A 25,651-nucleotide genomic window follows, 5' to 3' on the forward strand; every position below is an offset into this window, starting at 1 on the left:
CGCTAGGCGCGATAGCGGAAGTAGTACCAGCCGATACCCGCCAGCATCAGCGGCGGCAGCAAATTGGCCGCCAACGGCGGAACGCCGTACACGGTGCCGAAGCTGACGATCGCCTTCTGCACGAAAAACCACGCGATCGCCAGGATCATGCCCATGAAAATACGCTTGCCCAAGCCGCCCGAACGCAATGCGCCGAAGGCAAACGGCATCGAGCACAGCACCAGCACCAGCACGTTGAACGGGTACAGCACGCGGCTCCATAGCGGAATTTCATACGGCCGGGTGTTTTCGCCGTTTTTCTTCTTGTAATCGATGATGTGTTCCAGATCGCGCACCGCCAGGTATTGCGGCTGCACCAGCGATTGCTGCAGCACTTCCGGGTCGAGCTTGGAATCCCAGCGCTCATTGGCCGACACGTGGCTATGTACGCCGTTGTCGTCGATGGTGGTGGTGCGTACTTTGTCCAGCACCCATTGCCGGCCCACCTGCTCGGCGGTGTTGGCCTGGTCGAAACGCGCCAGCTGCTGGCCGTCGGGCGTGAGCGTGAACACGCGTACGTCGGCCAGCTGCACGTAGGAGTGATCGCCGGCGGTGCGCAAGCTGCTGGTCTTGGCATTGATGATGCGGTCGCCGTCGCGCGCCCACAGGCCGCTGTTGGTCATGCCCATGTTGCCGTTGGAGCGCAAGCGCAGTTCCAGCGCCTGTGCCTGCTGGTCGCCCCATGGGCCGACGGTTTCGCCCATCACCACCACACCGGCCACCAACAGCGCCACGATCCCCACGGCCGATACCGCGATGCGCAGGCGCGACATGCCCGATGCACGCAGCGCGGTCAGCTCGCCGGTGGATGCCAGGCCGCCCAGGCCCAGCAGGCCGCCGATCAGCGAGGCGAAGGTGAACATTTCGTACATGCGGCGCGGAATCGTCACCACCACGTAGAAGATCGCGTTGCTCAAGGTGTAGCCGTTGCGTCCGATGAAGCCGAGCTGGCGCACGAACACCAGCATCGCGTCCAGGCCGATCAGCACCAGCCAGACCAGCAGCAATGAGCCGAGCACGGTCATGCCGATCAGCCAGTCCACTCGTTTGATACGCATGGCCGCCATCAGGCACTCGCCTTGCGCGGCTTGCGCGCGATGTAATGGCTGCGGAAAGCCATCGCGGCCACCGCGAACAGACTCAGGCTGAGCAGCCACATCGGCCAGGCGTGATGCCAGTGGCCCTTGGCCAATTGTCCGCGGCACAAGGCCAGCAGGTTGTAATACAGGAAGAAGCCCAGCACCGCGATCAGCATGCGTCCATAGCGCGGCTCGCGCGGCGTCTGCCGCGACAGCGGCATCGCCAGCATCAGCAGGGCCAGCGTCATCATCGGCACCACCGTGCGCCAGGCCAGCTCGGCGCGCCCGTCCGCGGTGTCATTCTTGAGCAGCGTGGCCATGTCCAGGTCGTGGATGGGATCGCTCTGTTCATCGGACTGGATCGCCGACAGCGCACTGTCGTTGCGCACGTACTGCATGCGGCGCCAATTGTCGGCGCCGAGCGGAATTTCGTACTGCCAGCCGGTACGCAGCGCCAGGTAACGGTTGCTGGAATCGCTGTTGGAATACAGGAATCCGCTCTTGCCGGTCGCCATCTTCATGGTCAGGCTGCCATCCTTGTTGACACGCTCCTGGGCGATGAAGGTGTTGCCGAGCTTTTGCCCGTCGCGGCTAAGGTAATCGACCAGGATGATGCCGCCCTTGCCCGGAAGCTCCGTGAAGCGGCCGGCATCCAGGCCCGCGGCGATGATCGAGCGGTTGGCCGCCGCCACCAGGTTGTCCGAGGTGCGCGATGCCAGCGGCCCCAGCCACATCGACACCGCACTGACCGCGGCGATCATGATCACGGCAACGATGGAACTGGGCCGCAGCAGGCCGGTCATGCCCATGCCCGAGGAGGCCAGCACGTGCATTTCACTTTCGCGATACATGCGGCCGAAGGACTGCAGCACGCCCAGGAACCCGGCCAGCGGCAACATGTTGGAGAGGCTGTCGACCATGTTCAGGCCCAGCACCTGGAACATGACGCTGGCCGGAAAGCTGCCCTTGGCCACCTGCTCCAGCACGTGGGCGAAGGACGTACCGGCCATGATCACCAGCAGCACGATGACGGTGGCGCCGACGGTCTGGCCCAGCTCGCGCAGGAAGTATCGGTCTAGGATGCTCAGCATGCGATAGAATCGTGGGTTCCATGCCCCTCCGACCGGGAGAGGCAAACCCTAAGTCTAGCCGGTTCGATGCAGCCGGTCTCTCGTAGGAATTTGACGATGACGCTTCAATTCAGCCTCGGCTCCGCCGCCCCCGAAACCGCCGAAACGCCCTGCGTGGTGGTCGGCGTGTACGAAAACGGCCTGCTGACCAGCGCGGCGGCGCGGGTGGACAGCGCCGCCGGCGGCGCTATCAAGCGCCAGGTGGAGAGCGGCGACATCAACGGCAAGGCCGGCAGCACCACGGTGCTGTTCGCACCCGAAGGCGTGCAGGCCAGGCGCGTATTGGTCGTGGGGCTGGGCACGCAGAAAACGTTCGACGCCGCCCGCTTCCAGAAAGTGAACGCCGAAGCGGCGCGCGCGCTCGGCCGCCTGCCCATCGACGCGGCGGTGTCCTACCTCACCGAAGTGGACGTTCCCGGCCGCGACGCCACCTGGCGGGTGCGTACCGCGGCCCTGGCCGCCGACCACGCCAGCTATCGCTACACCGCCACCTTCAAGCCGCGCGAAAAGAGCGCGCAGCCGGAGCTGGGCAGCATCGCCTTCGCCGGCACCGACCACGCGCAGGCCGGCCTGGAGCAGGCCGCGGCGATCGCCGAAGGCGTGCGCTTTGCGCGCGAGCTGGCCAATCTTCCCCCCAACATCTGCAACCCGGCCTACATCGCCGGGCAGGCGGAAAAGCTCGCCGAGGGCCACGACAACCTTCGCTGCACCGTGATCGATCACGAAAAAATGGCCGAGCTCGGCTTTGGCTCGCTGCTGGCCGTAGGTCGCGGTTCGGCCAACAAGCCCAAGCTGATCGTGCTCGAATACAAGGGCGGCGCCAACGACGAAAAACCCTACGCCCTGGTCGGCAAGGGCATCACCTTCGACACCGGCGGCATCAGCCTCAAGCCCGGCCCCGGCATGGAAGAAATGAAGTTCGACATGGGCGGCGCGGCCGGCGTGATGGGCGCGTTCGTCTCGGCCGTGAAGATGGGCCTGAAGCTCAACCTGGTGTGCGTGGTGCCCGCCGTCGAGAACATGCCCGACGGCGACAGCTATCGCCCCAGCGACGTGCTCACCAGCCTCTCGGGCCTCACCATCGAAGTGCTCAACACCGATGCCGAAGGCCGCCTGATCCTGTGCGATGCGCTCACCTACACCGTGCAGACCTTCCAGCCCAAGAGCATCGTCGATGCCGCCACGCTGACCGGCGCGTGCGTGATCGCGCTCGGCAAGCACGCCAGCGGCCTGATGAGCAAGCACGACGACCTCGCCGAAGAGTTGCTCAGTGCCGGCGAAAATGCGCTCGACCGCGCCTGGCGCCTGCCGCTGTGGGATGACTACCACGCCCAGCTCGAATCGGGCTTCGCCGATGTCGCCAACATCGGCGGCAAGAATGCCGGCGCGATTACCGCCGGCTGCTTCCTGTCGCGTTTCACCGAAGGCCAGCGCTGGGCGCACCTGGACATCGCCGGCACCGCATGGGACGAGGGCCGCAAGGGCCTGGCCACCGGCCGCCCGGTGCCGCTGCTGGCCCAGTGGCTGATCGATCGCGCCGGCTGATCCATCGCCTCCTTCACGCCCGTTTCGCACGGGCGTGAGGGAGCATCACGAGACGGACCTTCATGCCGCGCGCCGATTTCTACCTCATCGCCAAACCGCGCTTCAGCGAGCAACCGCTGCTGCTGGTGTGCGAACTGGCGCGCAAGGCCTACGCCGCGCAGCAGCCCACGTTGATTCTCACCCGCGACTTCGCGCAAGCCGAAGCGCTGGACGAACTGCTGTGGTCGTTCGACGAGGACACCTTCATTCCGCACCAACTCGCCGGCGACGACGATGACGCGCAAACCGCCGTGCTGATCGTGCCGCCTGGCGTGGACACGCCCCCGCGTCCGCTGATCATCAACCTGCGCGAACAATGCCCTGAAAGCCATGGCGAGCGCGTGCTGGAAGTGGTGGCCGCCGACCCCGCCGAACGCGACGGTTCGCGCGTGCGCTGGCGCGAATACCAGCGGCGCGGCTTGGACGTGAACAAGTTCGACATGTAGCGCGCACGGCATCGGCCCACGCCGGTGCATGGCCTTGGGCCTTACGCCGGATGCGTTTCCGATCGCGCCGACACAGCCGCACCAAGCGCGGCGGCAAGCTGTACGCCGGTCAGCGGCTTGCGCAGGAATCCGTCGATACCCACCTGGCGGCCGCGTTCGACTTCCTCGGCACGGGTGCGCGTGCTCATCGCCACGATCGGCACATGTTCGCCTGCGCTTTCGCCCTGGCGGATCAGCTGCGCCACCTGGAATCCGTCGATGCCGGGCAGGTCCAGATCCAACAGCACCACGTCGCTGGGATCCTGCGCCAGCTCCGCCAGCGCATTGAGTCCGTGCGTGGCGCAGCGAACGCGGTGGCCCTGATGTTCCAGCATGCCGCGGATGGCCTCGGTGATCGTGGCGTCGCTCTCGACCAGCAACACATCCAGCGGCCGAAGTTCGCCGGCAGCCGCCTTTGGCGGACGCGTCTGCGGCACATCCTCGCGCGACACCTGCAGCGGTAGGCGGATACGGAAAGTGGTGCCCTCGCCCACGGTCGATTCCAGCGAGATGCTGCCACCCATCAGGCCGACCAACTCGTTGCAGATGGCCAGGCCCAGGCCGCTGCCGATGCTGCGTTGCGGACCTTCGTCCTGCTCGAAGCGGCGGAACAGGCGCGCGCGGCTGGCCGGCGAAATGCCCGGGCCGGTATCGCTTACATCCAGCCATAAGTAGCCGTCCAGCCATCCAACGTGGATGCCGATGCTGCCCTGCTCGGTGAACTTCACCGCGTTGTTGACCAGATTGAACAACACCTGCCGGATGCGTTGCGCGTCGCCAACCAGCGACGCGGGCACGTCCTGGTCGATCCGCGCGGCGAGTGCGAGCCCTTTGACTTTCGCCGCGTTCCTTTGCAGGCGCTCGACATCCTGCACCACCGAGCGCACGTCGAACGGCGCGGACTCCAGCACCAGCTTGCCGGCCTCGATGCGCGCCAGGTCCAGCGCGTCGTTCAACAGTTTCAACAACACGTTGCTGGCACGCTGCATCGATTCGGCATATTCGCGCTGCACCTCGTTCAGCGGCGTGCTCAGCAGCAATTCGGCCATGCCCATCACGCCGGTCATCGGCGTGCGGATTTCATGGCTGAGCGTGGCCAGGAACTGGCTCTTGGCCGCGCTGGCCTGCTCGGCGATCTGGTGACGCTGCTCGGCCATCTGCATGCGATAGCGATGGGCCAGACGGCGTCGCCACGCCAGCAACGACAAGAAACCCGCGCCGGCGATCAAGCCCGCATAGACCAGCCACGCCCACCAGCGCAGCCACGGCGGCGATTGTACGTGGATGCGCAACGGCGCCTTCAGCGATACCCAGCCGCCATCGGCGCCGTGCGCCATGATGTCGAGCGTGTAATCGCCGCTGCCAAGGCCGGTGAATTCGCGTTCGCCGTGATTGTCGCGATCCACCCAATCCGGATCGAACCCGTTGAGGCGAAACCGGTACTGGTTGGCCGATGGATTGATGTAGGAAAACACCCGCGCCTGGATATGCAGCTGGCTATCGTGCCAGCCCACTTGCAGCGGCTGCGCATTCAGTGGCAGATCGCGTTCACTGCCCTTGTGCCGCACGGAAATCTGCGTGATCGACAAGGTCGGCAGGATCGGCGTGGCATCCACCTTGTCCGGATTGAAAGCGGCCACGCCGCCCACCGTGGCGGCATACAGGTAACCGGAGGGAAGCAGCGCGTAGCCGCGCGAAAATTCGCCGTTCGCCAGCCCGTTCTGCAAGCCGATGAGATGAAACGAGGCATCGCCCGGATCGAAGCGCCACAAACCGTCGCGGCTGAAAACCCACACGCGGCCCCAGCAATCGACATCCAGATCGACCACGTTCAACGATGGCCAGCCCTTGGCGGCATCGACCGCACGATCCTTCACCAGCCCGCGCCCTTGCATGCGGTAATGAAACAGGCCGTCCGGCGTAGCCAGCCAAATGCCGGTGCGATCGAAGTCGAAGGCATCCACCGATACGCCCAGCGGCGCCCCCGGCACCGTGACGAAGCGTCCGGCGGCCTGGTCCATGCGCATCAGGCCGCCGTCGCTGGCGTACCAGAAGTCGCCCTTGTAGAGCATCATCTGGCTGCCCCACAGCACTTTGTCGTTGGGCTGGTCCATCGGCACGGACGACACCGCCAGCGTGTCCGGATCGATGCGGAAAATGCCTTCGCCGAAGGTGCGCGCGTACATCTTGCCGTCCGGGCCCGGCTCCACTTCGAGTGGACGCTTAAGCAGCGTGCCTTGCGGATCGACTTGGTCGAGGCGGTCGTGCACATAGTCGTAGCGGAACAGCGCTCCCTGCACGGCGATCCACAGCCGCTGGTGGAAATCCTCGGTCATGCTGTCCACGTCGCCGTGCAAGCCGCTGAGGACGTGTTCCACCGTGCCGGTGACCGGGTCGAGCCGGTCGATGCGGCCTTCGCGTTCGCCAACCCATATATGCCGGCCGTCGCGCCCGCGTGCCATGGTCTTGGCCACCGAATCGCGCAGGCTGTTGGGGTCGTCGGGAATGTGCGTGAAGCGGCTGAAGCTGTTCCAGCCGGGCGCCAGATAGCCCACGCCGCCATCGAGCAACGCCACCCACAGACCGCCCTCGCGGTCCGACAGCGTCTGCCAGATCCAGCTGCCGGGCAGATCGCCATACAGCAGCGGCTGGTCGATCACCTCGGTGATCGGACCGCCGGGACGCACCTGCAGATACATGCCGCGCTGCGTGCCCACCCACAGATGGCCGGCCGCATCGCGGGTGCTGGTCATCACGTTGGTGTCGTCGGGGATGGCCGGCGAGCCGAAGCGCCGCGCGACATCGTCCGAACCTACCGTCAGCAGGCCGCGTCCGGTGGCCAGCAGCACTTCATCGCCGCGGCCGTCGATACGCCATGCATCCATGCTCAGGCTGGGGTCGGCAGGCTTGATGCGAACGAAACGCCCATCGGTTTCACGCCGAAAAACGCCCAGGTCCGAGCCGATCCACAAGCGCCCGCGCCGATCCACATAGAGCGCCGCCACCGCGCCGAAGTCTTGCGGGTGCAAACCCAGCAAGGGGTTGATGACATGCTCGAAGCTGTGGCCATCGGGCAACATGCGGTCCAGGCCCGAGCTGGTACCCACCCAGATCGCGCTGTCGGGCGTCTGCGCCACTACCCACACGCGGTCGCTGTTCAAGCTGTGCGGATCGGCCGGGTCGTGTCCCCAATGACTGAACTTGCCCGTCGCCATGTCATAGCGGTTGAGGCCCGCATCCAGGCCGCCGGCCCAGATATTGCCCAGCCGGCCGACGATCAATGTGGAAATGCCATTGCTGTAGAGCGAGCCCGGATCGTTCTCCACATGGCGAAAAACCTGGAAGTGCACGCCATCGAAGCGGGCGATGCCGCCGCGGGTGCCAAACCACATGGCACCGTTGTGATCCTGCGCAATGGCGTAAACGCTGCTGCTGGGCAGCCCGTCGGCCATGCCGTAACGGCGAAATTGCGGGGTGGGCAATGGCGAAGATTCCGCGGCGGACACCGCGTCTGGCCGGGCGCTGCGGGATGGATAGGCCGCCCCGGGCGGTACATCCATGGCGGACGCGCCCAGCATGAAGGCCATACCCAACCAGAAAACCGCCACAGAGGCCCCCTCAGGCATGCCCGGCGAAGCGTTCTCTGGACGCTTCACGCAACTGGATGATGATGCCAAATCCCCGGGTTTTGTGCATGTCCTATCAGGGGGGAACCTTGGGGCCTGTTTACCCTATGGGCGTAGACAGGCCCTGGCGCGTCCGGTGTCGCACCTACGGCAACAATCCGTTCCCATCCTTGCGCTGGAAAGCATCGCCTGATTTAGGCCAGACTGCCCCCGCCATGAATCGCACACTCTCCCGACGCATCCTGGCCTTGTGCCTGGCCGGCTTGACGGCACCGCTGACCGCGCACGCGGCGCCGCGCAGCTATCGCTACGATCCGGTGCACAGCCAAGTACTTTTCAGCATTGACCACGACGGTTTCTCGCGCCCCATGGGGCGCCTGCGCATCGCGCAAGGATCGCTGCGCTTCGATCCCGACGACTGGTCGCAGGCGAGCACCACGCTGGACATCGACATGACCAGCCTGGACATGGGCGATGCCGCCTGGAACAAAGCGGTGTGCGCTTCCTCCCTGCTCGATTGCAAGACCTATCCCGTCGCCCACTTCGCCAGCACCAGCGTCGAACGCAAGGACGCCACGCACGGCATCCTGCACGGTGTGCTTACCCTGCACGGCGTGCAGCAGCCGATCGACATTCCGTTCCGCGTCAACCGCATCGGCAAGACCATCTATGGGTTGCATACGATCGCCGGCTTCTCCGCCACCGCCTCGCTCGACCGCACCGCCTTCGGCATCACGGGGTTCCCCCATGCCATCGGCCATGACGTGGCGATCTGGCTGGAACTGGAAGGAATGGCCGACAGTCAAACCCCCAACACAGACACCCGCAAGGAGCATCCATGAGTCTGCGCAGCGATAAACGGCAATGGGGATCCATCGCCAAACTGTTTCACTGGCTGGTGGCGCTGGGCATCCTCGTCAACGGCGTGTGGGGCCTGCTGATGACCGACATGTCGCCGTCGATGAGCAAGATCAGCATCTACGCGCTGCACAAATCGATCGGCCTGACCATCCTGGCCTTGTTCTTTCTGCGCCTGGCCTGGCGCCTGTACGACCGCGCACCGCCGGACGAACCGGCGCCGCTGTGGCAGCGCGTCGCCGCACACGCCACGCATGCGCTGCTGTACGGACTCATCCTGGCGATGCCCTTGAGCGGCTGGTGGTACAACTCCTTGCACGGCTTTCCACTGCAATGGTTCAAGCTGTTCAATCTGCCCGCGCTGGCGGGCAAGAACGAGGAGCTTGCGCACACCGCGCATGCCATCCACGAATATCTTTTCTATCTGTTGCTGCTCGTCCTGATCGCTCACGTCGGCGCCGCACTGAAGCATCATTTTTTTGACAAGGACAACGTGCTGCGGCGGATGCTGCCGTTCACGCGCACGCGTCGCAACCCGTCCCCTTGAGGAGAACCCCATGAACGTCCGCCCCAACCGCACCGCGCTCGCCTGCCTCTTCGCACTGGCCCTGCCCTGCCTGAGCCACGCGGCCGATTACACCGTGCAGCCGTCCGCCAGCACGCTGGGTTTCTCCGGCAGCTTCCAGGGCAGCAGCTTCGATGGTCATTTCGACAAATGGACCGCCGCCATCCGCTATGACCAGGCCAAGCTCGCCGCGTCGAAGTTCGATGTCACCGTCGATTTGTCCAGCGCCAAGACCGGCGACAGCGACCGCGACGGCGCCTTGCCCGGCACCGATTTCTTCAACGTGGCCAAGTACCCGCAGGCGCATTTCGTCACCACCGGATTTCGCCAGCAGGGCGCGCAGGTGATCGCCGACGGCAACCTCACCCTGCGCGGCGTCACCAAGCCGGTGAGCCTGGTGGTGGCATTCAAGCCGCAAGGCAGCGGCGCCACGCTGGATGTCAGCGGCAGCGTCAAGCGCCTGGATTTCGGCGTGGGCGGCGGCCAGTACGCCGACACCTCGGTAATCGGCCCCGACGTGAAGATCAGCGCGCACCTGGTGCTTGCCGCGAAATAGCCTTACCCGCGGTGCGGCTCCCCTTCCTCGGCGAAGCGGGAGCCGGCGCCGATCCAGCGGGCTACCGTGGCCGCATCGAACGGCCAGTCCAGTTCACGCCCATCGCGCCGGTCGCGCAGCACGGGCACGCGTGTGCCGTAGCGTTCCTCCAGCTCCTGGCTGTCGTCCACCCACACGCTATCGAAATCCGGCGCGCGCGCCTGGGCCAGCACGGCCAGGGCCTGGTCGCACAAGTGGCAGTAATCCCGCTGATAGAGCACCAGTTCAGCCATACGTGGGCGAATAGACTGTCTCGCAAAGCACTGGCGCGTAGAATAGCCAGTTCATTCCCGACATCGCATCACACCCCATGGCTGTCAGCGCTTTCGACATCTTCAAGATCGGCATCGGCCCGTCTTCATCCCACACCGTCGGCCCGATGCGCGCCGCGGCGCGCTTCTCCGAACGCTGGCTGGAAGAAAAAGGCGTATTGGACAAGGTCGTGCGCGTGCGCGCCGAACTCTACGGTTCGCTGGCGATGACCGGGCGCGGCCACGGCACGGACAAAGCGGTGCTGCTCGGCTTCGAAGGCGAGCATCCCGATACCGTCGATCCCGATCGTATCCCCGACATCCTCAAGCGCGTGCGCACCACGCACCGCCTGCGCGTGCTCGGCAAGCACGAAATCGATTTCGAAGAGAAGCGCGACCTGGTCTTCAACAAACGCCAAAAGCTGCCGTTCCACACCAACGGCATGCGCTTCTGCGCCTATGACGCCCAGGGCAACGAACTGGCCACGCGCGACTATTACTCCGTGGGCGGCGGCTTCGTGGTCAATCACGACGAAGCGGCCGAAGACCGCATCGTGGCCGACACCACCGAGCAGCCCTATCCCTTCGATACCGGCGAACGACTGCTTGCGTTGTGCGAGGAACATGGCCTGACCATCGCGCAATTGATGATGGCCAACGAAAAAGTTTGGCGCAGCGAAGCCCAGGTGCGCGCGGGGTTGCTGGCGATATGGAAGGCCATGCAAGGCTGCGTGGAACGCGGACTGCGCTCGCCCGGCGTGCTGCCGGGCGGCCTGAAAGTATCGCGCCGCGCACCGGCGATGGCCGCGGAGCTGCGCAATCAGCCGGAAGCGTCGCTCAAGGATCCGCTGACCATTCTGGACTGGGTGAATCTCTACGCGCTGGCCGTCAACGAGGAAAACGCCGCCGGTGGGCGCGTGGTGACCGCGCCCACCAACGGCGCCGCCGGCATCGTGCCGGCCGTGCTGCATTACTACCACCGTTTCTGCCCGAAATCGGACGAAAACGGCGTCATCGACTTCCTGCTCACCGCCGCCGCCATCGGCATTCTCTACAAGGAAAACGCCTCGATCTCCGGCGCCGAAGTGGGCTGCCAAGGCGAAGTGGGCGTAGCCTGCTCGATGGCCGCGGGCGGCCTGACCGCCGCACTGGGCGGCACGGTGCTGCAAATCGAAAACGCCGCCGAGATCGGCATGGAACACAACCTCGGCCTCACCTGCGACCCGATCGGCGGCCTGGTGCAGATTCCCTGCATCGAGCGCAACGCGATGGGCTCGGTCAAGGCCATCAACGCCAGCCGCATGGCGCTCAAGAGCGACGGCAAGCATCGCGTGTCGCTCGACAAAGTGATCAAGACCATGCGCGACACCGGCCGCGACATGAAAGACAAGTACAAGGAAACCTCGCGCGGCGGCTTGGCCGTGAACGTCATCGAGTGCTGAGGTGGCGTTTCATCGGGTGCTGAGGCTGCGTTTCATCGAGTGCTGAGGCTGCGCTTCATCGAGTGCTGAGGCTGCGTTTCATCGAATGCCAAGGCTACGTCGAGGCGCACATGCTTTTCCCCCTTCCCTGCGTGCAGCAGGGGAGGGTTCGGGTGGGGTGAAGCCCGGCTATCGCGTGCCGGCTCCACCCCCTCCCAGCCTCCCCCTGCTGCACGCAGGGGGAGGAGCCAAACCCTCGCACAGCAGCTTAGTCGTCAACGTCATCGCGTATTTCATCGAATGCTGAGGTGGCGTTTCATCAAGTGCTGAGGCTGCGTCGAAGCGCACATGCTTTTCCCCCTCCACTGCGTGCAGCAGGGGAGGGTTGGGGTGGGGTGAAGCCCGGCTATCGCATATCGGCTCCACCCCCTCCCAGCCTCCCCCTGCTGCACGCAGGGGGAGGAGCCAAACCCTCACGCGGCAGCTTAGTCGTCAACGTCATCGATTACTGAGGCAGCGTTTCATCAAGTACTGAGGCTGCGTTTCATCGAGTACTAAGGTGGCGTTTCATCAAGTGCTGAGGCTGCGTTTCATCGAGTGCTGAGGTGGCGTTTGATCGAATGCCAAGGCTGCGTCGAAGCGCAGATGCTTCCTCCCTCCCCTGCGTGCAGCAGGGGAGGGTTGGGGTGGGGTGAAGCCCGGCTATCGCGTGCCGGCTCCACCCCCTCCCAACCCTCCCCTTTTACACGCAAGAGGAAGAGCCAGACGCTTGCCCGGCTAGTCCTCTCCAAATTTCTTCCAGCACTGCATCAGTACGCAGCAAGGTCTCATCGTTCCAAAAGCGCAGCACTCGATAACCACTTGCCTCGATGGCGCGCGTACGCCGTTCGTCATATGTGCGTGCGCTCAAATGCTGACTACCATCGATCTCAATAACCAGCCCCGCTTGGATACATACAAAATCGACGATGTAGCCCGCTATAGGATATTGGCGGCGAAATTTGTAGCCCGCGAGATCCCTGCGGCGCAAGTAGCGCCATAAGTGGCGCTCCGCATCCGTTGCGGTGTTTCGTAGCTCGCGAGCACGTATCCATTTTCCTTGCATGGCAATTCCTTTGCCTTGTCGCTAGATTGCTTTACCCCCTACCAGCCTCCCCCTGCAAGCAAGGGGAGGAGCCAAGGGCATCGCAAGACATCAAGCCGCGTTGCGATCGAACACGATACTGGCCACGGCACCGTTCGCATCCGAACGCGGCCTCATCGACACGTCCCATCCGTAGAGATCGCAAAGGCGCCGCACGATGGCCAGGCCCAGGCCCGCGCCGCTGCCGCCCGCGCCTTCGCCGCGTACGCCGCGCTGGAACAGGCGCTCGGCGTCTTCGGGCTTGATGCCGGGGCCGGTGTCGATGATGTCGATGCGCCCCTTGTCGATCTGCACCGTAACGCGCCCTTCCAGCGTGTACTTGATGGCGTTGCCGATCAGGTTGGTCAGCGCCACCGACAACACCGACGCCGGCGCATTGACGCTGACGGCGTGATGGTTGACCAGCTCGACCTCGATCGGCTTGTCGCGCACCTGCGGCCGCTGGCTTTCGATCACGTCGGCGGCGACCTTGGCCACCTCCGTGGTTTCGCCGCGCGTGGGACCCCGGCGCTCGGCACGCGACAGCAGCAGCAGCGCTTCGATCAGCTCGGTGGCCTGGCGCGATGCGCGTTCGATACGCTTGAGGCGCTCGCGCAATTTGTCGGTCAGGTCCGGCGAACCCTGCAGCAATTCGGTGGTGCTGGAAATCACCGCCAGCGGCGTGCGCAATTCGTGGCTGACGTCGGAATTGAATTCGCGATCGCGTTCGACGACGGCGGTCAAGCGCTCGGCATACTCATCCAGGGCCTGCGCCAGCTCGCCGACTTCGTCGTCGGCAAAGTGAGCGGCCAGCGGCTCGGCGCGCCCCACCTTGCGGAAATCACGCAGGCGCCGCGCCAGCTCCGTCACCGGCTTGAGTACCTTGCGCGACAACCACAAACCGATGGCCAGCGACAGCAGGCTGAACAGCACCACCGCCGCCACCAGCGAAGTGATCAACTGCCGCTTGCCAAGATCCTCGCGGCTGATGTCGTAGGTGAGGAAACCCACCAGTCCGTACTTGCGCGCGACAGCGAGCTTGTAGTGCCTGATGTCGCCGTTCTTGTCGACATCCTGCATGTCGTACACGCCATCGCCCAGGTTTTGCCAATCCAGGCGCGCCTTGTAGATCGTGCGGTCGCTCCACAACCACGCTTCCATCAGCTGCGATTGAAAGGGTTGGTCCGGATTGGCGTGCTTGTTCTCGATGGCCTGGTTGATGTCGTTCTGCAGGCTGGCATTGATCAGCTGGTTTTCGACCTTGGCACGCACGTACAGCGACGCCGCGGCAAACAATGCGCTAAGTCCGAAGCCGAACAGCGCAAAGGATACGACTAAGCGAAATCGCAGCTTACGCCTGGACTGCATCCGGATCGACCATGCGGTAACCGATGCCGTGCCTGGTGTGGATCAACGCCTTTTCGAACGGCTTGTCGATCGCGGCACGCAGGCCGTGGATGTGCACGCGCAGGCTGTCGCTGTCGGGCAGTTCCTCGCCCCACACCTTTTGCTCCAGATCTTGCCGCGTGACCACCGAGGGGCTGGCTTCCATCAGCGCCTGCAGCAGCTTGAGGCCAATGGGGTTGAGCTGGATCGACTTGCCTTCGCGCGTAACGGTGAGCGTGTCCAGGTTGTAGGTGAGGTCGGCCACCTTCAGCACGCGGCTTTGCGGGCCCTTGCCGCGGCGCGCCAGCACTTCCAGGCGCGCGGCCAGTTCCTGCAGGGCGAAGGGCTTGGTCATGTAGTCGTCGGCGCCGGACTCGAAACCGGTGAGCTTTTGCTCCAGGGCATCGCGGGCGGTCAGCATCAGCACGGGGGTCTGCTTGTGCGCCTCGTGGCGCAGCTTGCGGGCCACGTCCAGGCCGTCCATGCCCGGCAGGGTCAGGTCCAGCACGATGACGTCGAAGTCGTGCACCACGGCCAGATGCAGGCCGGTGACGCCATCACCGGCAAAATCCACGACATGGCCGCGATCTTCCAGGTAGTCGCCGATATTGGTCGCGATATCGCTGTTATCTTCAATCACCAGAACGCGCATGCGTCTCTCCGATACGCAACCGGCACACAGGCCGGCGGAGGCCCAAGCTTAACGAGTGAGGCCGCCAAATGTTAAGCAGAATGCTGAACAAGGGCTGGCGACTTGCGGGCCCGGCAAAGAAAAAGCCCGGATGCCGCGACCAAGCGTCGCCGCGTCCGGGCTGAAGCTACTGCCCCGATACCGTCGTCTGCTGTCACCGGACCTTGCGATTGAAGTGGCGAGCAAACAAACAGTGGAGCCTTTATAGGTGGCCGTCGGTTACGCGACAGTTAACGCGCTCTCACCGGGTGGTTAAGGCCTGCCTGGGTGCGGTCAACGCCCCGGCTTGCCCACGCTCTGTTCAAGATGGCGGATGATTTTCTCCGAGACATTGACCCCGGATGCGGCCTCGATCCCCTCCAGCCCCGGCGAGGCGTTGACCTCCAGTACCAGGGGGCCGCGCTTGGAGCGCAACAGGTCCACGCCGGCGATGCCCAACCCCAGCGCCTGGGCGGCGCTGACGGCGATGCGCTTTTCAGCCGCCGTCAGCTTGGCGGCCACCGCGGTTCCGCCGCGATGCAGGTTGGCGCGGAACTCGCCCGGCACCGCATCGCGCTGCATCGCGGCGACCACCTGCCGGCCGACCACGAAGCAGCGCAGGTCGCTGCCCTTGGCTTCGGCGATGAATTCCTGCACCAGGAAGTTGGCGTAGAGGCCGCGAAACGCCTCCACCACGCTTTGCGAGGCGCTGCGCTTTTCCGCCAGCACCACGCCGGTACCCTGGCTGCCTTCGTTGAGCTTGATGACGTGGGGCGGGTCGCCGAGCAGGTCCAGCACGTCGGTGGTGTCGTCGGGGTTGTCACCGAACACGGTCACCGGCATGTCCAGCCCTTTGGCGGCCAGAATCTGCAGGCAGCGCAGCTTGTCGCGTGCGCGCAACACCGCGTCGGACGAATTGGGCGTATACACGCCCATCATCTCCAATTGACGCAATACCGCCGTACCGTAGAACGTGCTCGACGTGCCGATGCGCGGAATCGCCGCATCGAAATCGTGCAAGGCCTTGCCCTTGTAGCGAATTTCCACCGAACCCGGCGCGATGCGCACATAGCAGCGCAGCGGATCGAGCACGCGCACCACATGGCCGCGTTCGCGCGCCACGTCTACCAGACGCTGGGTCGAATACAGCCGCGCGTTGCGCGAAAGGATGGCGATTTTCATGGTTTGTCGATCGTCGTGTGCGCGAGGCGTGGAAGGGTATAGGAGAGGGAGGGATCGACGGCGAAGCGCCCGATCAATGCGGTGCGCCCCAGCAGCATGGGAAACAACATGTGGCGGCGGTCGGTCAGATTCATGTCAACCTCGAACCGCTCGCCCGCCAGCATCACCTGGGTATGGATAAACCAGCGTTCGCTGCGGCCGCCGCCGGTATCGACCACCACGCGCCGGTCGCGGGCCGGCGCTTCGCAAAGCACCTGACGCGCGGAGCGCCGCCCCAGGCCGACCGTGAAGCGCAGCCAGGTGGCGCCGTCGCGTTCGAACGTCTCCAGTTTGTCCACGTGCAGGGAACTGCTGCGTGCGCCCGTATCGAGCTTGACCTTCAGCGAGGCGATACCGAACTGGGGCAGTGCCAGCCGCTCCCGCCATCCGAGGGTGATCAGGTCCGCCATGTCAGCTCACGCTGTGGTGTTTTTTGGGGGGTCGGTGGGGCGCCGGTTGAAACATGCATCGCATCCATTTTCCCGCATTGGAAAATGGAGCAGGTGAATGGAGGCACCTTTGAAATGCCCCACTCGATCCTAAATCCACGCCAGTGCTGAAATTTTAACTGGCGTAGCCAATAGAAAAAGCAACCTGGAACAATGCGGGGCTAGATTAGCAGTTGGCCCGAGACGAGCGCCATCCCAACGCTCGACCTCCGAGGCCGCCCAGCGGGGAGTCAGCCGCCGGGAATGCCGATACCCGCTTTCTTGCCAAATTCAGGCAGATCATCGACGAGCGACGGATCCGGATACATCGCAAGACGGGCTTTGCACGGCAATGTTTCGATCGCCCGTCTCACTGGCCAACGGTTGCGCTCTTCTTGTTTTCAGTTTTGGTGCCGTAGTCGTCGATGCTGACGTATTGGACGTCGGCACTGGCGCCCGGCGCGGAAGAGAGATCCTTGACCGGGAACAGCGCCACCCCGCTCGGCGCTACATAACCTTGGCCCGCGTCCAGCGTTTTGCCAGCCACGCTCAACGCCACGGTAGCCAGGTTCACAAAATAGGGCGACGCGTTACTTGCCTTCAAAGCGTAACCGTCGCCTTCGCGCACCACGTTCCACGTCAGCGCGCCCGGCGCATCCTTGGCGCTACCGGGCAGACCCTTGGGGCGGAACATGACCTTGATGCGCGTGCGAATGGCCATGCGCAACGCATTGGTATCGGCAGTGGTCTTGTCCTTCGGCGGCACTTCCAACACGTTGAGCCAGAACAGGGTTTCCTTGTCCTTGGGCAAGGGCTCGCCGGTATAGCGCAAACGCAGCGCCTGCCCCTTGCCGGGATCCATTCGGAACATGGGGGGCGTAAGGGTAAAAGGCACGGCAATTTGGGCGGGCGACGCATTGATGTCACCGCTATCCAGCCATGCCTGTACCAGCAAGGGTAGCGTGCCCTCGTTGTTGAGCTTGACGGTCTCCTCTTTGTCGTTGGCCTGATAAACCACGCGGGTAGTGCTGATCACCACCCCGGCATGGGCCTGCAGCGCAACGGCCATAAGAAAAGCCGCCGACGCCATATGACGCAAGAATGGTTTCATAGCATCCTTCGCTGATTGCGCAACGCCAACGCTCGCCAAGCCACTAAAGGCCATCAAGGGCGCGCGCGCAAACAGCGGCTTAATGCGGCAAGAAAGCGATCGATGGCGCATGGTGTTCTCTTTCATGGTGGGGCCTTGTTATCTGGCGGCGTGGCATGGTGTCCTTTACTGGTAAGTAAAGTTGAGCCTGCCCGTGGCGTTGGCTGTACCGGCGGTGAGGTTGCCGGTGCGGTAATAGCGCGCTGCGATCGGCACGGTGAGCGTGGAGCCTGCGGTACCGAGGAAAACCGAAGCATCCATCGTCAGAGGTGTATTGTTGTAAAGCAACTGGGCTCCTACACCCTGCGCCGTGCCGGGACCGGCGGTCAGCGCAAGCACATTGGGATAGCCGCTCACGGCCGTACCGCTCAACGACATGGCTACCGCAGGGCTTTCGGAACAACTCAGCGAGATATTTTGTGTGCCCGACCCTGCAACCGACCCGATCGATGGCAACGACAGCGCACTGATACTGCCCAAGGGAATGGTGACGTTGGGCGTGAGTACGCTGCAGGTGGGCTTGGGCACGACAAACGATGTCGAATCCAAGCTCAGGTAGGCAGATACATTATCTATGCTGGAAGTGACACCCTCGATCACAAGCAAAAACTGGGGCATCAGCACGCCGATACTTTCCAGGGGATTGCTTAGCTTGATTATTTGCACCGAAAACGTCCCCGGGATGGTGAGGGTTCCCGTAGACGAGGGCGTATAGACCAATGATCCATCCGTAATGGATGTACCGTTGTAAAGAATCCTGACGCCGAAAGCATGACCTGGCGAGCCGGCAATGGGATTGGCGTAATACACGTCGCTGTATCCCGAGGCCAGACCACCATTGCCCCCGGTCACTCTCAATCGGACCACGGCATTGTTGCCCGCAGCGTTGACGCAAGTAACTTGGGCAGCCCCCTGAAAATTGCCGGTGTAAAGGACAGCACCCAGGGGAGCCGACGCGGCCCCGGTAAAAATGACAGTGCCAGCAGGCAAGGTAAGGTGGATGCCAGGTCCCGTGCACGCAAGTGCGGCATGGGCTTTTTGTGGAAGAAACGCAGTTACCGTTATAGCCATAAAGAACGAAACAGCAAAAAATACTGCTTTCAACCTACCCATTTGGCAATTTCCCTCCAGTCCAACGTGCGAAACCCGCTCGAAAGCGGGCGTGCCATGCAGCCATCGTCAAGCTGCGATGTTCAGCGCATTACAGCAGTGCCTTGCTCAAGAAAGCGGCTTGCCACGGCTCGGCAGGTTGCGTGGCATGGCAACGGACCCGGCATGCTGCTCACAACATCGAAGTGGCCAATTACACGCTCTTCTGCGCACGCAAGGCCACAAACCGATCGCAATGCTTGTTTGCACCACCGTCCCGGTGCACCGTAAGCGTGACCCTCGCTTACAAACCGTGAGCTACCAAGCGACTTCCATCATTTCCCGAAAAAGCGCACGAGCGCGCTTACGTTCGCTTATTCACAAAACCCCAGGTGCGACGGCGCTCAGCGCCGATCAACCCAAGAAAACAAACGCGGCGCCATTGAAGCGGCATCACTCATTTATCCCTGTACGCCCTTAGAAATACTCCACCCCGAACAGTGCGCCGGCATTGGCCGCACCGGCGGACGTCGCCGAGGACGTGCGGTAATAATGCGCGCGCATGGCAATACTGAAATTGCCCGCCGGCAAGTTGGTACCTGCCACCCATGTTGCGCTGGGCCCAAGCGGAACAATGCTGCCATCGCCGGCGCGCGCAAGCTGGATGCCCACGCCCGTTGCAACGCCGCCACCTGGACGCAGGCCGATATACGGCAGGGTCGAGCCCGGATTGCTGGCATCCTGCAGCGTGATTCTTACGTTCGCACCTCGTTCGCAAACCATGTCGATGCTGAGCGGCGTGAAGTCTGCGATGGGGGAGCCCACACCCACCCCATCGATCACCGCAATGCCAACCTGCCCCATGTCCACCTGGACATCGGGCGTACTCAGGTTGCATGTATTGACCGTAATGGTGCCGTTGACGTTAACCGTATTGTCCTGCGCCAAAGCAGGCCCCGCGCAGGCGGCCAGCGCGAATGCGAACAGAGTCAGCCGCGGAATTTTCAAACGCCTTAATTTATCTTGCGCAATTACCATACATTTTGTCCCAGTACCCATAAGGGCTCCGGATCTATCACGCCGGAGCACCAGTTCCATGTGTGCCTTGCCTGCTCTCCTTGGCGACGGATGCGAGGCACGTCACCATGCGCGAAATACGCCAGATCAGGCATCGGCCGCCATCCCTGGCGGCCACTTTGCAGATCAGTTGAAGCGGAAGGTCAACGTGGCGGTAGAGTTGGCCGTGCCCGCGCCAGGTGTAGCGTTGATCGCGTAGTACCGGGCTGCCACCGGAATGGTAACGGTCGCCCCCGTGGGGATCGTGTTGCTGGCGCCAAGCACCAGCGGCGTGGTGGGCGTGCCGGTGCCATTGTTGAGTATCTGCACGCCCACACCGGTGGCTATGCCGGTGGTGCCGGTCAAGGCCAGCGTAGTGTTGGGGCCACTGGGCGCCTGCGTGCCCGTCATGGTCATCGTAATGCCCGGGCTGGACGTACACGTAAGTACGATGTTTTGCGGTGCACTGATGGGCGAGGTCGTTCCCGCGCCAGAAAACGCGCTGACCGACACATTGCCGAGGTTGATGGTGGTAGTGCTTCCGCCGGTGACGTTACACGTACCCTGGATGTTGCCGGTGACGTTGACGGTAGCAGTGCTTTGCGCGAGGCTCGCGGTCGCGACGCCACCGGCGAGGATCGCCAGCGCGCAAACAACCAGAGGCTTGGTGCGGCGTGAAATAACTCGATGATGCACGACGTTCTCCTTCATGGTGGTTCTCCTACTTTTTGGGGGCGTGGAACCACGCCATCACTGGTAAGTAAAGTTGAGTGTGCCAATGGCATTGGCAGAGCCTGCGGTGAGGTTGCCGGTGCGGTAGTAGCGCGCCGAGATCGGCACCGTGAGCGTGCTACCTGCCGTACCGAGGGAAACCGATCCATTGATGGTCAGCGGCGTGCCGTTATAGAGCAGCTGGGCGCCAACCCCTTGCGCGACACCTGGCGCTGACGTCAACGCCAGGACGTCGCTGTAACCGCTCACCGGCGTGCCCGTCAGCGACATGGTGACGGCAGGATTGTCGGTACAGTTCAGCGACACGTTCTGGGTGCCGGAGCCGGCAAAGCTTCCCACGGACGGCATCGCGGTCGCCTGGATATTGCCCAGGGGAATGGTGACGGAAGGCGTTGCTACCGTACACGTCGGGACCACGGCGCCTACGCTGATCGTGGTGTTGACAGATGGACTCGGACATCTATCTGACGCAAAGGTGGTAAAAAGTGCCGCCTGTATCGCACTACTTGGAGACCAGGAAAACATCAGGTGGGTCCACACGGCAACAGGACCAGAAAAATTCCCGCCTGCACTAGTGACACGAATAACTTCCACTGTCACGCTAGGCGTAAACTTAGTCCCGGCCGGCGTTCCCGTGAAACCAACACCCGGAGATGGAGGGGTGGTGCGGATACGAACAGCGAGCGGCGTAGGCTGCCCACTTGTCGTCATTATCCGATAAGCATCAGAAAATCCAGGCGCAACAACAGGGGTGGTGTAGGGGCACTGACTGAAATTCAACCCTGCGCCCGGCGTCGTCGAGGACGCCGAAAACACCATTGTCCCACCTGTTATCGGGCTGCATCGCACAGTAAATGTAGGCGATATCGACTGAGACCATACGACTGCACCCACAGGCATATCCGCCCCCACATTCAACGTGGACGGAACACTGATATTGTAGAACGATGGTGCATCACTGGCGCACGAAATAGTTTGAGCCTGCACCGCACTTGGCGTACCCGCAGTACCCAAGAAAAAAAGCATCGGCAGCGTAGCCATCAACCAGCCTATGCCCGCCCCCATCACGCGCGGAAGCGAGAGGCAACGAGACATAAAATGGTTTTCCGCTGGCTTTTGCTTTTTCATCGCTGTGCGTAAATGACAAACCCTGCCAAGCCGTCTCATATTGAGCCGGCAGCGAACCAATAAATGTTGGACATATGAGTAAAACATTTCTTTTCCTGTAAAAACCGAATCCCGTAACAAGCAAGCATGCTCCTCAGGAGCGCCGCATCGACAGACTTCCTTACGCGGCAATGTGACTCACAATTAACCACATGAGCACTTCGCCTAAGCGCGTTCCCATGGCACCGAGGCGGCCTGGTGCACTCACCTTAAGAACTGCATGGCGACGGCAACGCGGACTTTGCGCATACACATCGCGTGAATCATCCATGTACCTTATGTGCTTGATGCCTCGCGCGCGTGGTAATTATTTACTTACGTGATTTATCGCTCCGTTTAATGCATAACAGCGCCGGATATGTTCCGCACCGCAGGCTGTGCCATGGCCGAACCGTCGGGCAATGGCGCCCCGCACGTCGATTGCAGCATCAGCGTATTGCTCTGTACGCCCTTGGCGTTGGCCGGCAACGTCACGGGCAGGCGGCAGCTTTCATTCGCGCCCGCCCCCCAGCGCACCGTCAGCGTTGTCGAGGCATCGACGCCGCGCACCACCAGTCGACTGGACTGGCCCACGACACCGACATTGGTGCCTTGGGCGTCGAACACGTCGGCGCCAAAGGGCAGCGGGCTACCGTTGGCCTGCCGGGCATCGATAAGCAACAGTTGGCTGCGGTCAACGTCGTAGTGCAGGCGCACCACGCTGCCCGCGCGCGGCGCGACGTTTTGCGTGGTGCTTTTTAGCTCCACATTGCTGGTGGTGCCCTTCGGATCAAGTTCGATGGTATTGAGCTCGTAGGGCATGAGGTACGGCACGACGGCATAACCACGACCGTCGATGGTGGTGGTGCCCGTACGCGCGCCGGCTGCGCCGCGCGCTTCGATAAGACCGACGGTATCGCCCGTTGGCGGCGAAAAAGTGATGCCGCCCGCATGCACGACCACCGCGCCACCGGCGCCGAGTCCGGACTGGCGGAACCCGCCGCCCTGGCTGTAGGAAGCGTTGGCATTAACGCGGCTACCAGTGTATTGCCCTGACAGCGACCCTTGCGTAGAGCCGCCACTATGGCCGACGGTCGCGTTGTAGTTGTAACGATGGTCGGCGTCGAGTGCGCCATTGAGCGATAGCTGCTGGCTGCTGCCGGAAGTACGTGAATGGGTGGCGCTGGCAACCAGCATCGGGGCGCGATCAGGGCGGCCCAAGGGTATCGTCAGGTTGAGCATGACGCGTGTGTCGCGGATCGTGCCCTGCGAGGTCGGCGTAAAAAAGCCGCCGTTGTCGCCCGTCACAGGGCTAACAAGCGCCTGGCCGGGTGCGCGCGACGTGAGATTGTCGCGCGTGCGCTCTACGGACACACTATAAGTGGCCGACTTCCAGCTGTTGCTGTACCCCGCGTTGAAATCGACCTGGCGTCCCGCACCATTCCAGTAGTTGCGCCACGATGCATTGAGGTACAACTGACCGATGCGGTCGCCCAGGGATTGGTTGACGGTAATGTCCATGCGGGTGTGCTGGCGCAAGAACAGGTTGGCCTGCCCTTGTGCCACGGCATTGCGCAGCACCACGTAGTCGCTTAACCCCAGATACCCCGGGGTGGCATAGCGATAGGTGGCGATACCCAAGTTGGTACCGGTGTTGCTGAAGTTCTGGTTGTAGCCAAGGCGCATACCGTAGCCGCTGGTGCTGGACAAACCGGGCGCATGATTGCTGGCATACGTGACGTCGGCGGAAAATGCGCCGAACGGCGTGTTGAAGGCACCGCCAGTGAGCAGGGACTGGTAGCCCGTTGCAAGGGTAACGCCACCGTAGCCGGTGAACAGGTTGCTAAGGCCGCGCTGATAGGTGAACTGTCCTACGTTGGGCGAATCGCGCAGGCCGGTTTGATTCACACGACCCGCGGTAGCCGTCCACAATTGCTGCCCTTGACGCAGCAACTGGGGCACAGCCGAATAAGGCTGCGTGAAACGACGCACGCGGCCATCGGCTTCGGTGACTTCCACATCCAGATCGCCGCCGAAACCGGTCGGATACAAGTCATCGATGACGAACGGGCCCGGGGCTACGGTAGTGTCATAGATGATGTAGCCATTCTGGCGGATGACGACATGCGCATTGGTATCGGCCACACCCCGCACGATGGGTGCATAACCGCGCATGGACTGCGGCAGCATGCGATTGTCGGTATACATGCGTAACCCGCGAACGCGCACGCTGTCGAACAGATCGCCCGAGGTAAAGGTGTCGCCCACCACCACCTGCGCCTGCCATGCAGGAATGTCGTGCTGCAGATAGGTGGCGGTGTTCTGGTAACGCGCGCCCTGCCCTTGCACCCACGTGAGCGCTCCGGTGTGATCGAAGTGCCATGAGCCAAAGCTCAGTGCGTTGGTGAGCCCGAGGTAGCCATTGGCCTGATACAGCCCGGCGTTGCCGCTGCGATAGACATTGGCGTTGTAGCCGAGCACATCGGCGTTGATGCCTCCATCCCATTGCGAGGGATCGACATAACCGCGCGCGTGGCGCGACATGTACAACTGGGGCACCGAAAACGACAGCGACTGCTCGCCCGGATCGAAGCTGGTGGTCGCACCCGGCACGTAATCGCCGATGTTGCCGCAGAAAGACCCTTGCGGCATGGCTTTGCGCGGGGGGTTGGCTGCATCGGCGGCGACCTTGGCCAAATCGATGCCATAGCGCATCAACGCTGCCGCGTCAAAGCAAGGCTTGGTGGTGCCGTCCGCCTGGGCGGCAAATTCGATAGTGGTGTGCGCGCGCCATACCTGGTTGACGATGATGTCGCCATGGTAGATGCCCGGTGGCACATACCCGGCTTTGGAAAAGCGCGTGAGATCGACCTGGGATTCGCTCCCACCCACGGTGAGGTTGGCGTCGAAGGTGACGGCCGGATCGAGGTTTGTCGCCGGATCCGCGCCGGAGCTTGCCGCCGCAGCGCCGTAGGCCACCGTCGGCGACAGCACGCTGGCGATCAGCGACGGCAGGAAGGCACGACGCCACATGTCCGGCAATGCCGAACGGATCCGTTGCCGCGTCGCGATGATCAATGACATGTACAGCTCTCCTACGTCGCACAAACTCCCTCGTCACGCATCCGGACGGATGCGCGAAGAAGCGATTCAAAGGGTAAAAACAGGCGCGAAAAACTACGGCGAAAAAACTATGGCATCAACGACTGAGCGCCTGGTCATGCTCGGCTACTGCACCAAAATCATTGATGACGTCGAATGTGGCTTTGGCGTCGGCACTTGGCTGGCCTTGCAGCTTGGTCAGCTGGAACACCGTGGTTGCGCCGGGCGCCACCATGCCGCCCTGCTCAAGCTCACGCTTATCACCCTGCATGATGCCTACGTGTGCGAAATTGACGTAGTAAGGCGTGGGATTGCTGACTTGCAGCGCAAGCCCCTTGTTGTCCTGATTACTGACCAGCTTCCAGCTGAGTTGCTGGTATGCATCCGCCGCATTGCCCGCCAGGCCTTTGGGGCGAAAGATGAACTTGATCCGGGTGCGAAACGCAAACTGCAAAAGGTTTCGTCCTTCCGCATCCGCCGGCTTGGGCGGCACTTCGAGCATGTTGAACCAGAACAAGGTCTCCTTATCGGAGGGCAAGGGATCTTGCGTGTAAAGCACGCGCACAGCCTGCCCTTTGCCTGGTTCGATGCGGGATATGGGGGGCGTCAAGGTAAAAGGCGTCTTGATCTTTTCGGGCGCGGACTTTTCGTCGCCATTGTCCAGCCAGACTTGCACCAGCATGGGCTGTGCGCTGTCGTTGCTTAGCTTGACGGTAACTTCTTTATCTTCCGAAGGATAAATGACGCGCGTGCCGTTGATGACGACATTGGCATCGGCATGACCGGCAAAACCGGCAGCCACCAGGAATGTGCCGAGTGCGGCATAACGAAAAAGGAAAGACATGAGCCACCTGAAAAAAAGGAAAACACACCGACGGCGCTCTATAGACGCCGCCGGTGCAAACCAAAGCAACT

The 25,651-nt window shown here is 62.8% G+C and carries 22 protein-coding genes; 6 read left to right on the forward strand and 16 right to left on the reverse strand.

Annotated features, from left to right (window positions below):
- Window positions 1–2 precede the first annotated feature (2 nt).
- Window positions 3–1,106, reverse strand: a complete 1,104-nt coding sequence (lptG, locus tag VME63_RS17665; RefSeq protein ID WP_325434757.1) for an LPS export ABC transporter permease LptG — start codon at window positions 1,104–1,106, stop codon at window positions 3–5.
- Window positions 1,106–2,209 (reverse strand): LPS export ABC transporter permease LptF, encoded by a 1,104-nt coding sequence (lptF, locus tag VME63_RS17670; RefSeq protein WP_325434758.1) that lies wholly within the window; start codon window positions 2,207–2,209, stop codon window positions 1,106–1,108. The genes lptG and lptF overlap by 1 nt, the downstream gene beginning before the upstream one ends.
- A 96-nt stretch (window positions 2,210–2,305) precedes the next feature.
- Between lptF and VME63_RS17675 the strand changes: the two genes are divergently transcribed.
- Together VME63_RS17675 and VME63_RS17680 are read left to right on the forward strand one after the other, a co-directional pair.
- Window positions 2,306–3,793 carry a leucyl aminopeptidase gene (locus VME63_RS17675; RefSeq protein WP_325434760.1) on the forward strand — a complete coding sequence of 496 codons (1,488 nt, stop codon included), beginning with the start codon at window positions 2,306–2,308 and terminating at the stop codon, window positions 3,791–3,793.
- 62 nt (window positions 3,794–3,855) lie between these two features.
- Window positions 3,856–4,278 carry a DNA polymerase III subunit chi gene (locus VME63_RS17680; protein ID WP_325434762.1) on the forward strand — a complete coding sequence of 141 codons (423 nt, stop codon included), beginning with the start codon at window positions 3,856–3,858 and terminating at the stop codon, window positions 4,276–4,278.
- A 41-nt stretch (window positions 4,279–4,319) separates the two neighbouring features.
- Here VME63_RS17680 and VME63_RS17685 read toward each other — a convergent pair whose 3' ends face one another.
- Window positions 4,320–7,799 (reverse strand): hybrid sensor histidine kinase/response regulator, encoded by a 3,480-nt coding sequence (locus VME63_RS17685; RefSeq protein ID WP_325434763.1) that lies wholly within the window; start codon window positions 7,797–7,799, stop codon window positions 4,320–4,322.
- 359 nt (window positions 7,800–8,158) lie between these two features.
- On the opposite strand from VME63_RS17685, the gene VME63_RS17690 reads away from it, so the two are divergent.
- Genes VME63_RS17690 through VME63_RS17700 form a run of 3 tightly spaced genes read left to right on the forward strand, consistent with a single transcriptional unit; the run spans window position 8,159 to window position 9,922 of the window.
- Window positions 8,159–8,785 (forward strand): YceI family protein, encoded by a 627-nt coding sequence (locus VME63_RS17690; protein WP_325434764.1) that lies wholly within the window; start codon window positions 8,159–8,161, stop codon window positions 8,783–8,785.
- Window positions 8,782–9,348, forward strand: a complete 567-nt coding sequence (locus VME63_RS17695; protein ID WP_325434768.1) for a cytochrome b — start codon at window positions 8,782–8,784, stop codon at window positions 9,346–9,348. The genes VME63_RS17690 and VME63_RS17695 overlap by 4 nt, the downstream gene beginning before the upstream one ends.
- 10 nt (window positions 9,349–9,358) lie before the next feature.
- Complete coding sequence (locus tag VME63_RS17700) at window positions 9,359–9,922, forward strand: YceI family protein (RefSeq protein ID WP_325434770.1); 564 nt, start codon at window positions 9,359–9,361, stop codon at window positions 9,920–9,922.
- A gap of 2 nt (window positions 9,923–9,924) precedes the next feature.
- Here the strand turns inward: VME63_RS17700 and VME63_RS17705 are convergent, their stop codons facing one another.
- Entirely contained in the window at window positions 9,925–10,194 is a 270-nt protein-coding gene (locus VME63_RS17705; protein ID WP_325434772.1) for a glutaredoxin family protein, read from the reverse strand.
- A gap of 77 nt (window positions 10,195–10,271) precedes the next feature.
- Here VME63_RS17705 and VME63_RS17710 point away from each other — a divergent pair, with 77 nt between their 5' ends.
- Window positions 10,272–11,654 carry an L-serine ammonia-lyase gene (locus VME63_RS17710; RefSeq protein ID WP_325434774.1) on the forward strand — a complete coding sequence of 461 codons (1,383 nt, stop codon included), beginning with the start codon at window positions 10,272–10,274 and terminating at the stop codon, window positions 11,652–11,654.
- Between the two features lie 721 nt (window positions 11,655–12,375).
- Here VME63_RS17710 and VME63_RS17715 read toward each other — a convergent pair.
- The 12 genes from VME63_RS17715 to VME63_RS17770 all read right to left on the reverse strand — a co-directional run bounded on the left by VME63_RS17715 (window position 12,376) and on the right by VME63_RS17770 (window position 25,649).
- Window positions 12,376–12,738: an endonuclease domain-containing protein gene (locus VME63_RS17715; RefSeq protein WP_325434775.1), complete on the reverse strand. Its 363-nt coding sequence runs from the start codon at window positions 12,736–12,738 to the stop codon at window positions 12,376–12,378.
- A 90-nt stretch (window positions 12,739–12,828) separates the two neighbouring features.
- Window positions 12,829–14,124, reverse strand: coding sequence for a HAMP domain-containing sensor histidine kinase (locus VME63_RS17720; protein ID WP_325434777.1), 1,296 nt, complete (start codon window positions 14,122–14,124; stop codon window positions 12,829–12,831).
- A complete protein-coding gene (locus VME63_RS17725; RefSeq protein ID WP_115478698.1) occupies window positions 14,108–14,794 on the reverse strand; it encodes a response regulator transcription factor in 687 nt (228 codons plus the stop codon). The genes VME63_RS17720 and VME63_RS17725 overlap by 17 nt, the downstream gene beginning before the upstream one ends.
- Before the next feature lie 312 nt (window positions 14,795–15,106).
- Window positions 15,107–15,994 carry a 30S ribosomal protein S6--L-glutamate ligase gene (rimK, locus tag VME63_RS17730; RefSeq protein ID WP_325434780.1) on the reverse strand — a complete coding sequence of 296 codons (888 nt, stop codon included), beginning with the start codon at window positions 15,992–15,994 and terminating at the stop codon, window positions 15,107–15,109.
- Window positions 15,991–16,443 (reverse strand): ATP-dependent zinc protease, encoded by a 453-nt coding sequence (locus VME63_RS17735; protein WP_325434782.1) that lies wholly within the window; start codon window positions 16,441–16,443, stop codon window positions 15,991–15,993. Before VME63_RS17735 ends, rimK begins: the two co-directional genes overlap by 4 nt.
- Window positions 16,444–16,831: 388 nt before the next feature.
- Window positions 16,832–17,572, reverse strand: coding sequence for a fimbrial biogenesis chaperone (locus VME63_RS17740; protein ID WP_325434784.1), 741 nt, complete (start codon window positions 17,570–17,572; stop codon window positions 16,832–16,834).
- Between the two features lie 165 nt (window positions 17,573–17,737).
- Window positions 17,738–18,724 carry a fimbrial protein gene (locus VME63_RS17745; protein WP_325434786.1) on the reverse strand — a complete coding sequence of 329 codons (987 nt, stop codon included), beginning with the start codon at window positions 18,722–18,724 and terminating at the stop codon, window positions 17,738–17,740.
- 453 nt (window positions 18,725–19,177) lie between these two features.
- Complete coding sequence (locus tag VME63_RS17750; RefSeq protein WP_325434788.1) at window positions 19,178–19,798, reverse strand: fimbrial protein; 621 nt, start codon at window positions 19,796–19,798, stop codon at window positions 19,178–19,180.
- A gap of 105 nt (window positions 19,799–19,903) precedes the next feature.
- Window positions 19,904–20,467 carry a fimbrial protein gene (locus VME63_RS17755; protein ID WP_325434789.1) on the reverse strand — a complete coding sequence of 188 codons (564 nt, stop codon included), beginning with the start codon at window positions 20,465–20,467 and terminating at the stop codon, window positions 19,904–19,906.
- A 39-nt stretch (window positions 20,468–20,506) separates the two neighbouring features.
- Entirely contained in the window at window positions 20,507–21,703 is a 1,197-nt protein-coding gene (locus tag VME63_RS17760; RefSeq protein ID WP_325434790.1) for a fimbrial protein, read from the reverse strand.
- Window positions 21,704–21,991: 288 nt separating this feature from the next.
- Window positions 21,992–24,718: a fimbria/pilus outer membrane usher protein gene (locus tag VME63_RS17765; RefSeq protein WP_325434792.1), complete on the reverse strand. Its 2,727-nt coding sequence runs from the start codon at window positions 24,716–24,718 to the stop codon at window positions 21,992–21,994.
- 115 nt (window positions 24,719–24,833) lie between these two features.
- Window positions 24,834–25,649: a fimbria/pilus periplasmic chaperone gene (locus tag VME63_RS17770; RefSeq protein WP_325434794.1), complete on the reverse strand. Its 816-nt coding sequence runs from the start codon at window positions 25,647–25,649 to the stop codon at window positions 24,834–24,836.
- Between the last annotated feature and the right edge of the window lie 2 nt (window positions 25,650–25,651).

Origin of the sequence: Dyella sp. (assembly GCF_035503745.1) — a bacterium.
Classification (GTDB): Bacteria; Pseudomonadota; Gammaproteobacteria; order Xanthomonadales; family Rhodanobacteraceae; genus Dyella_B.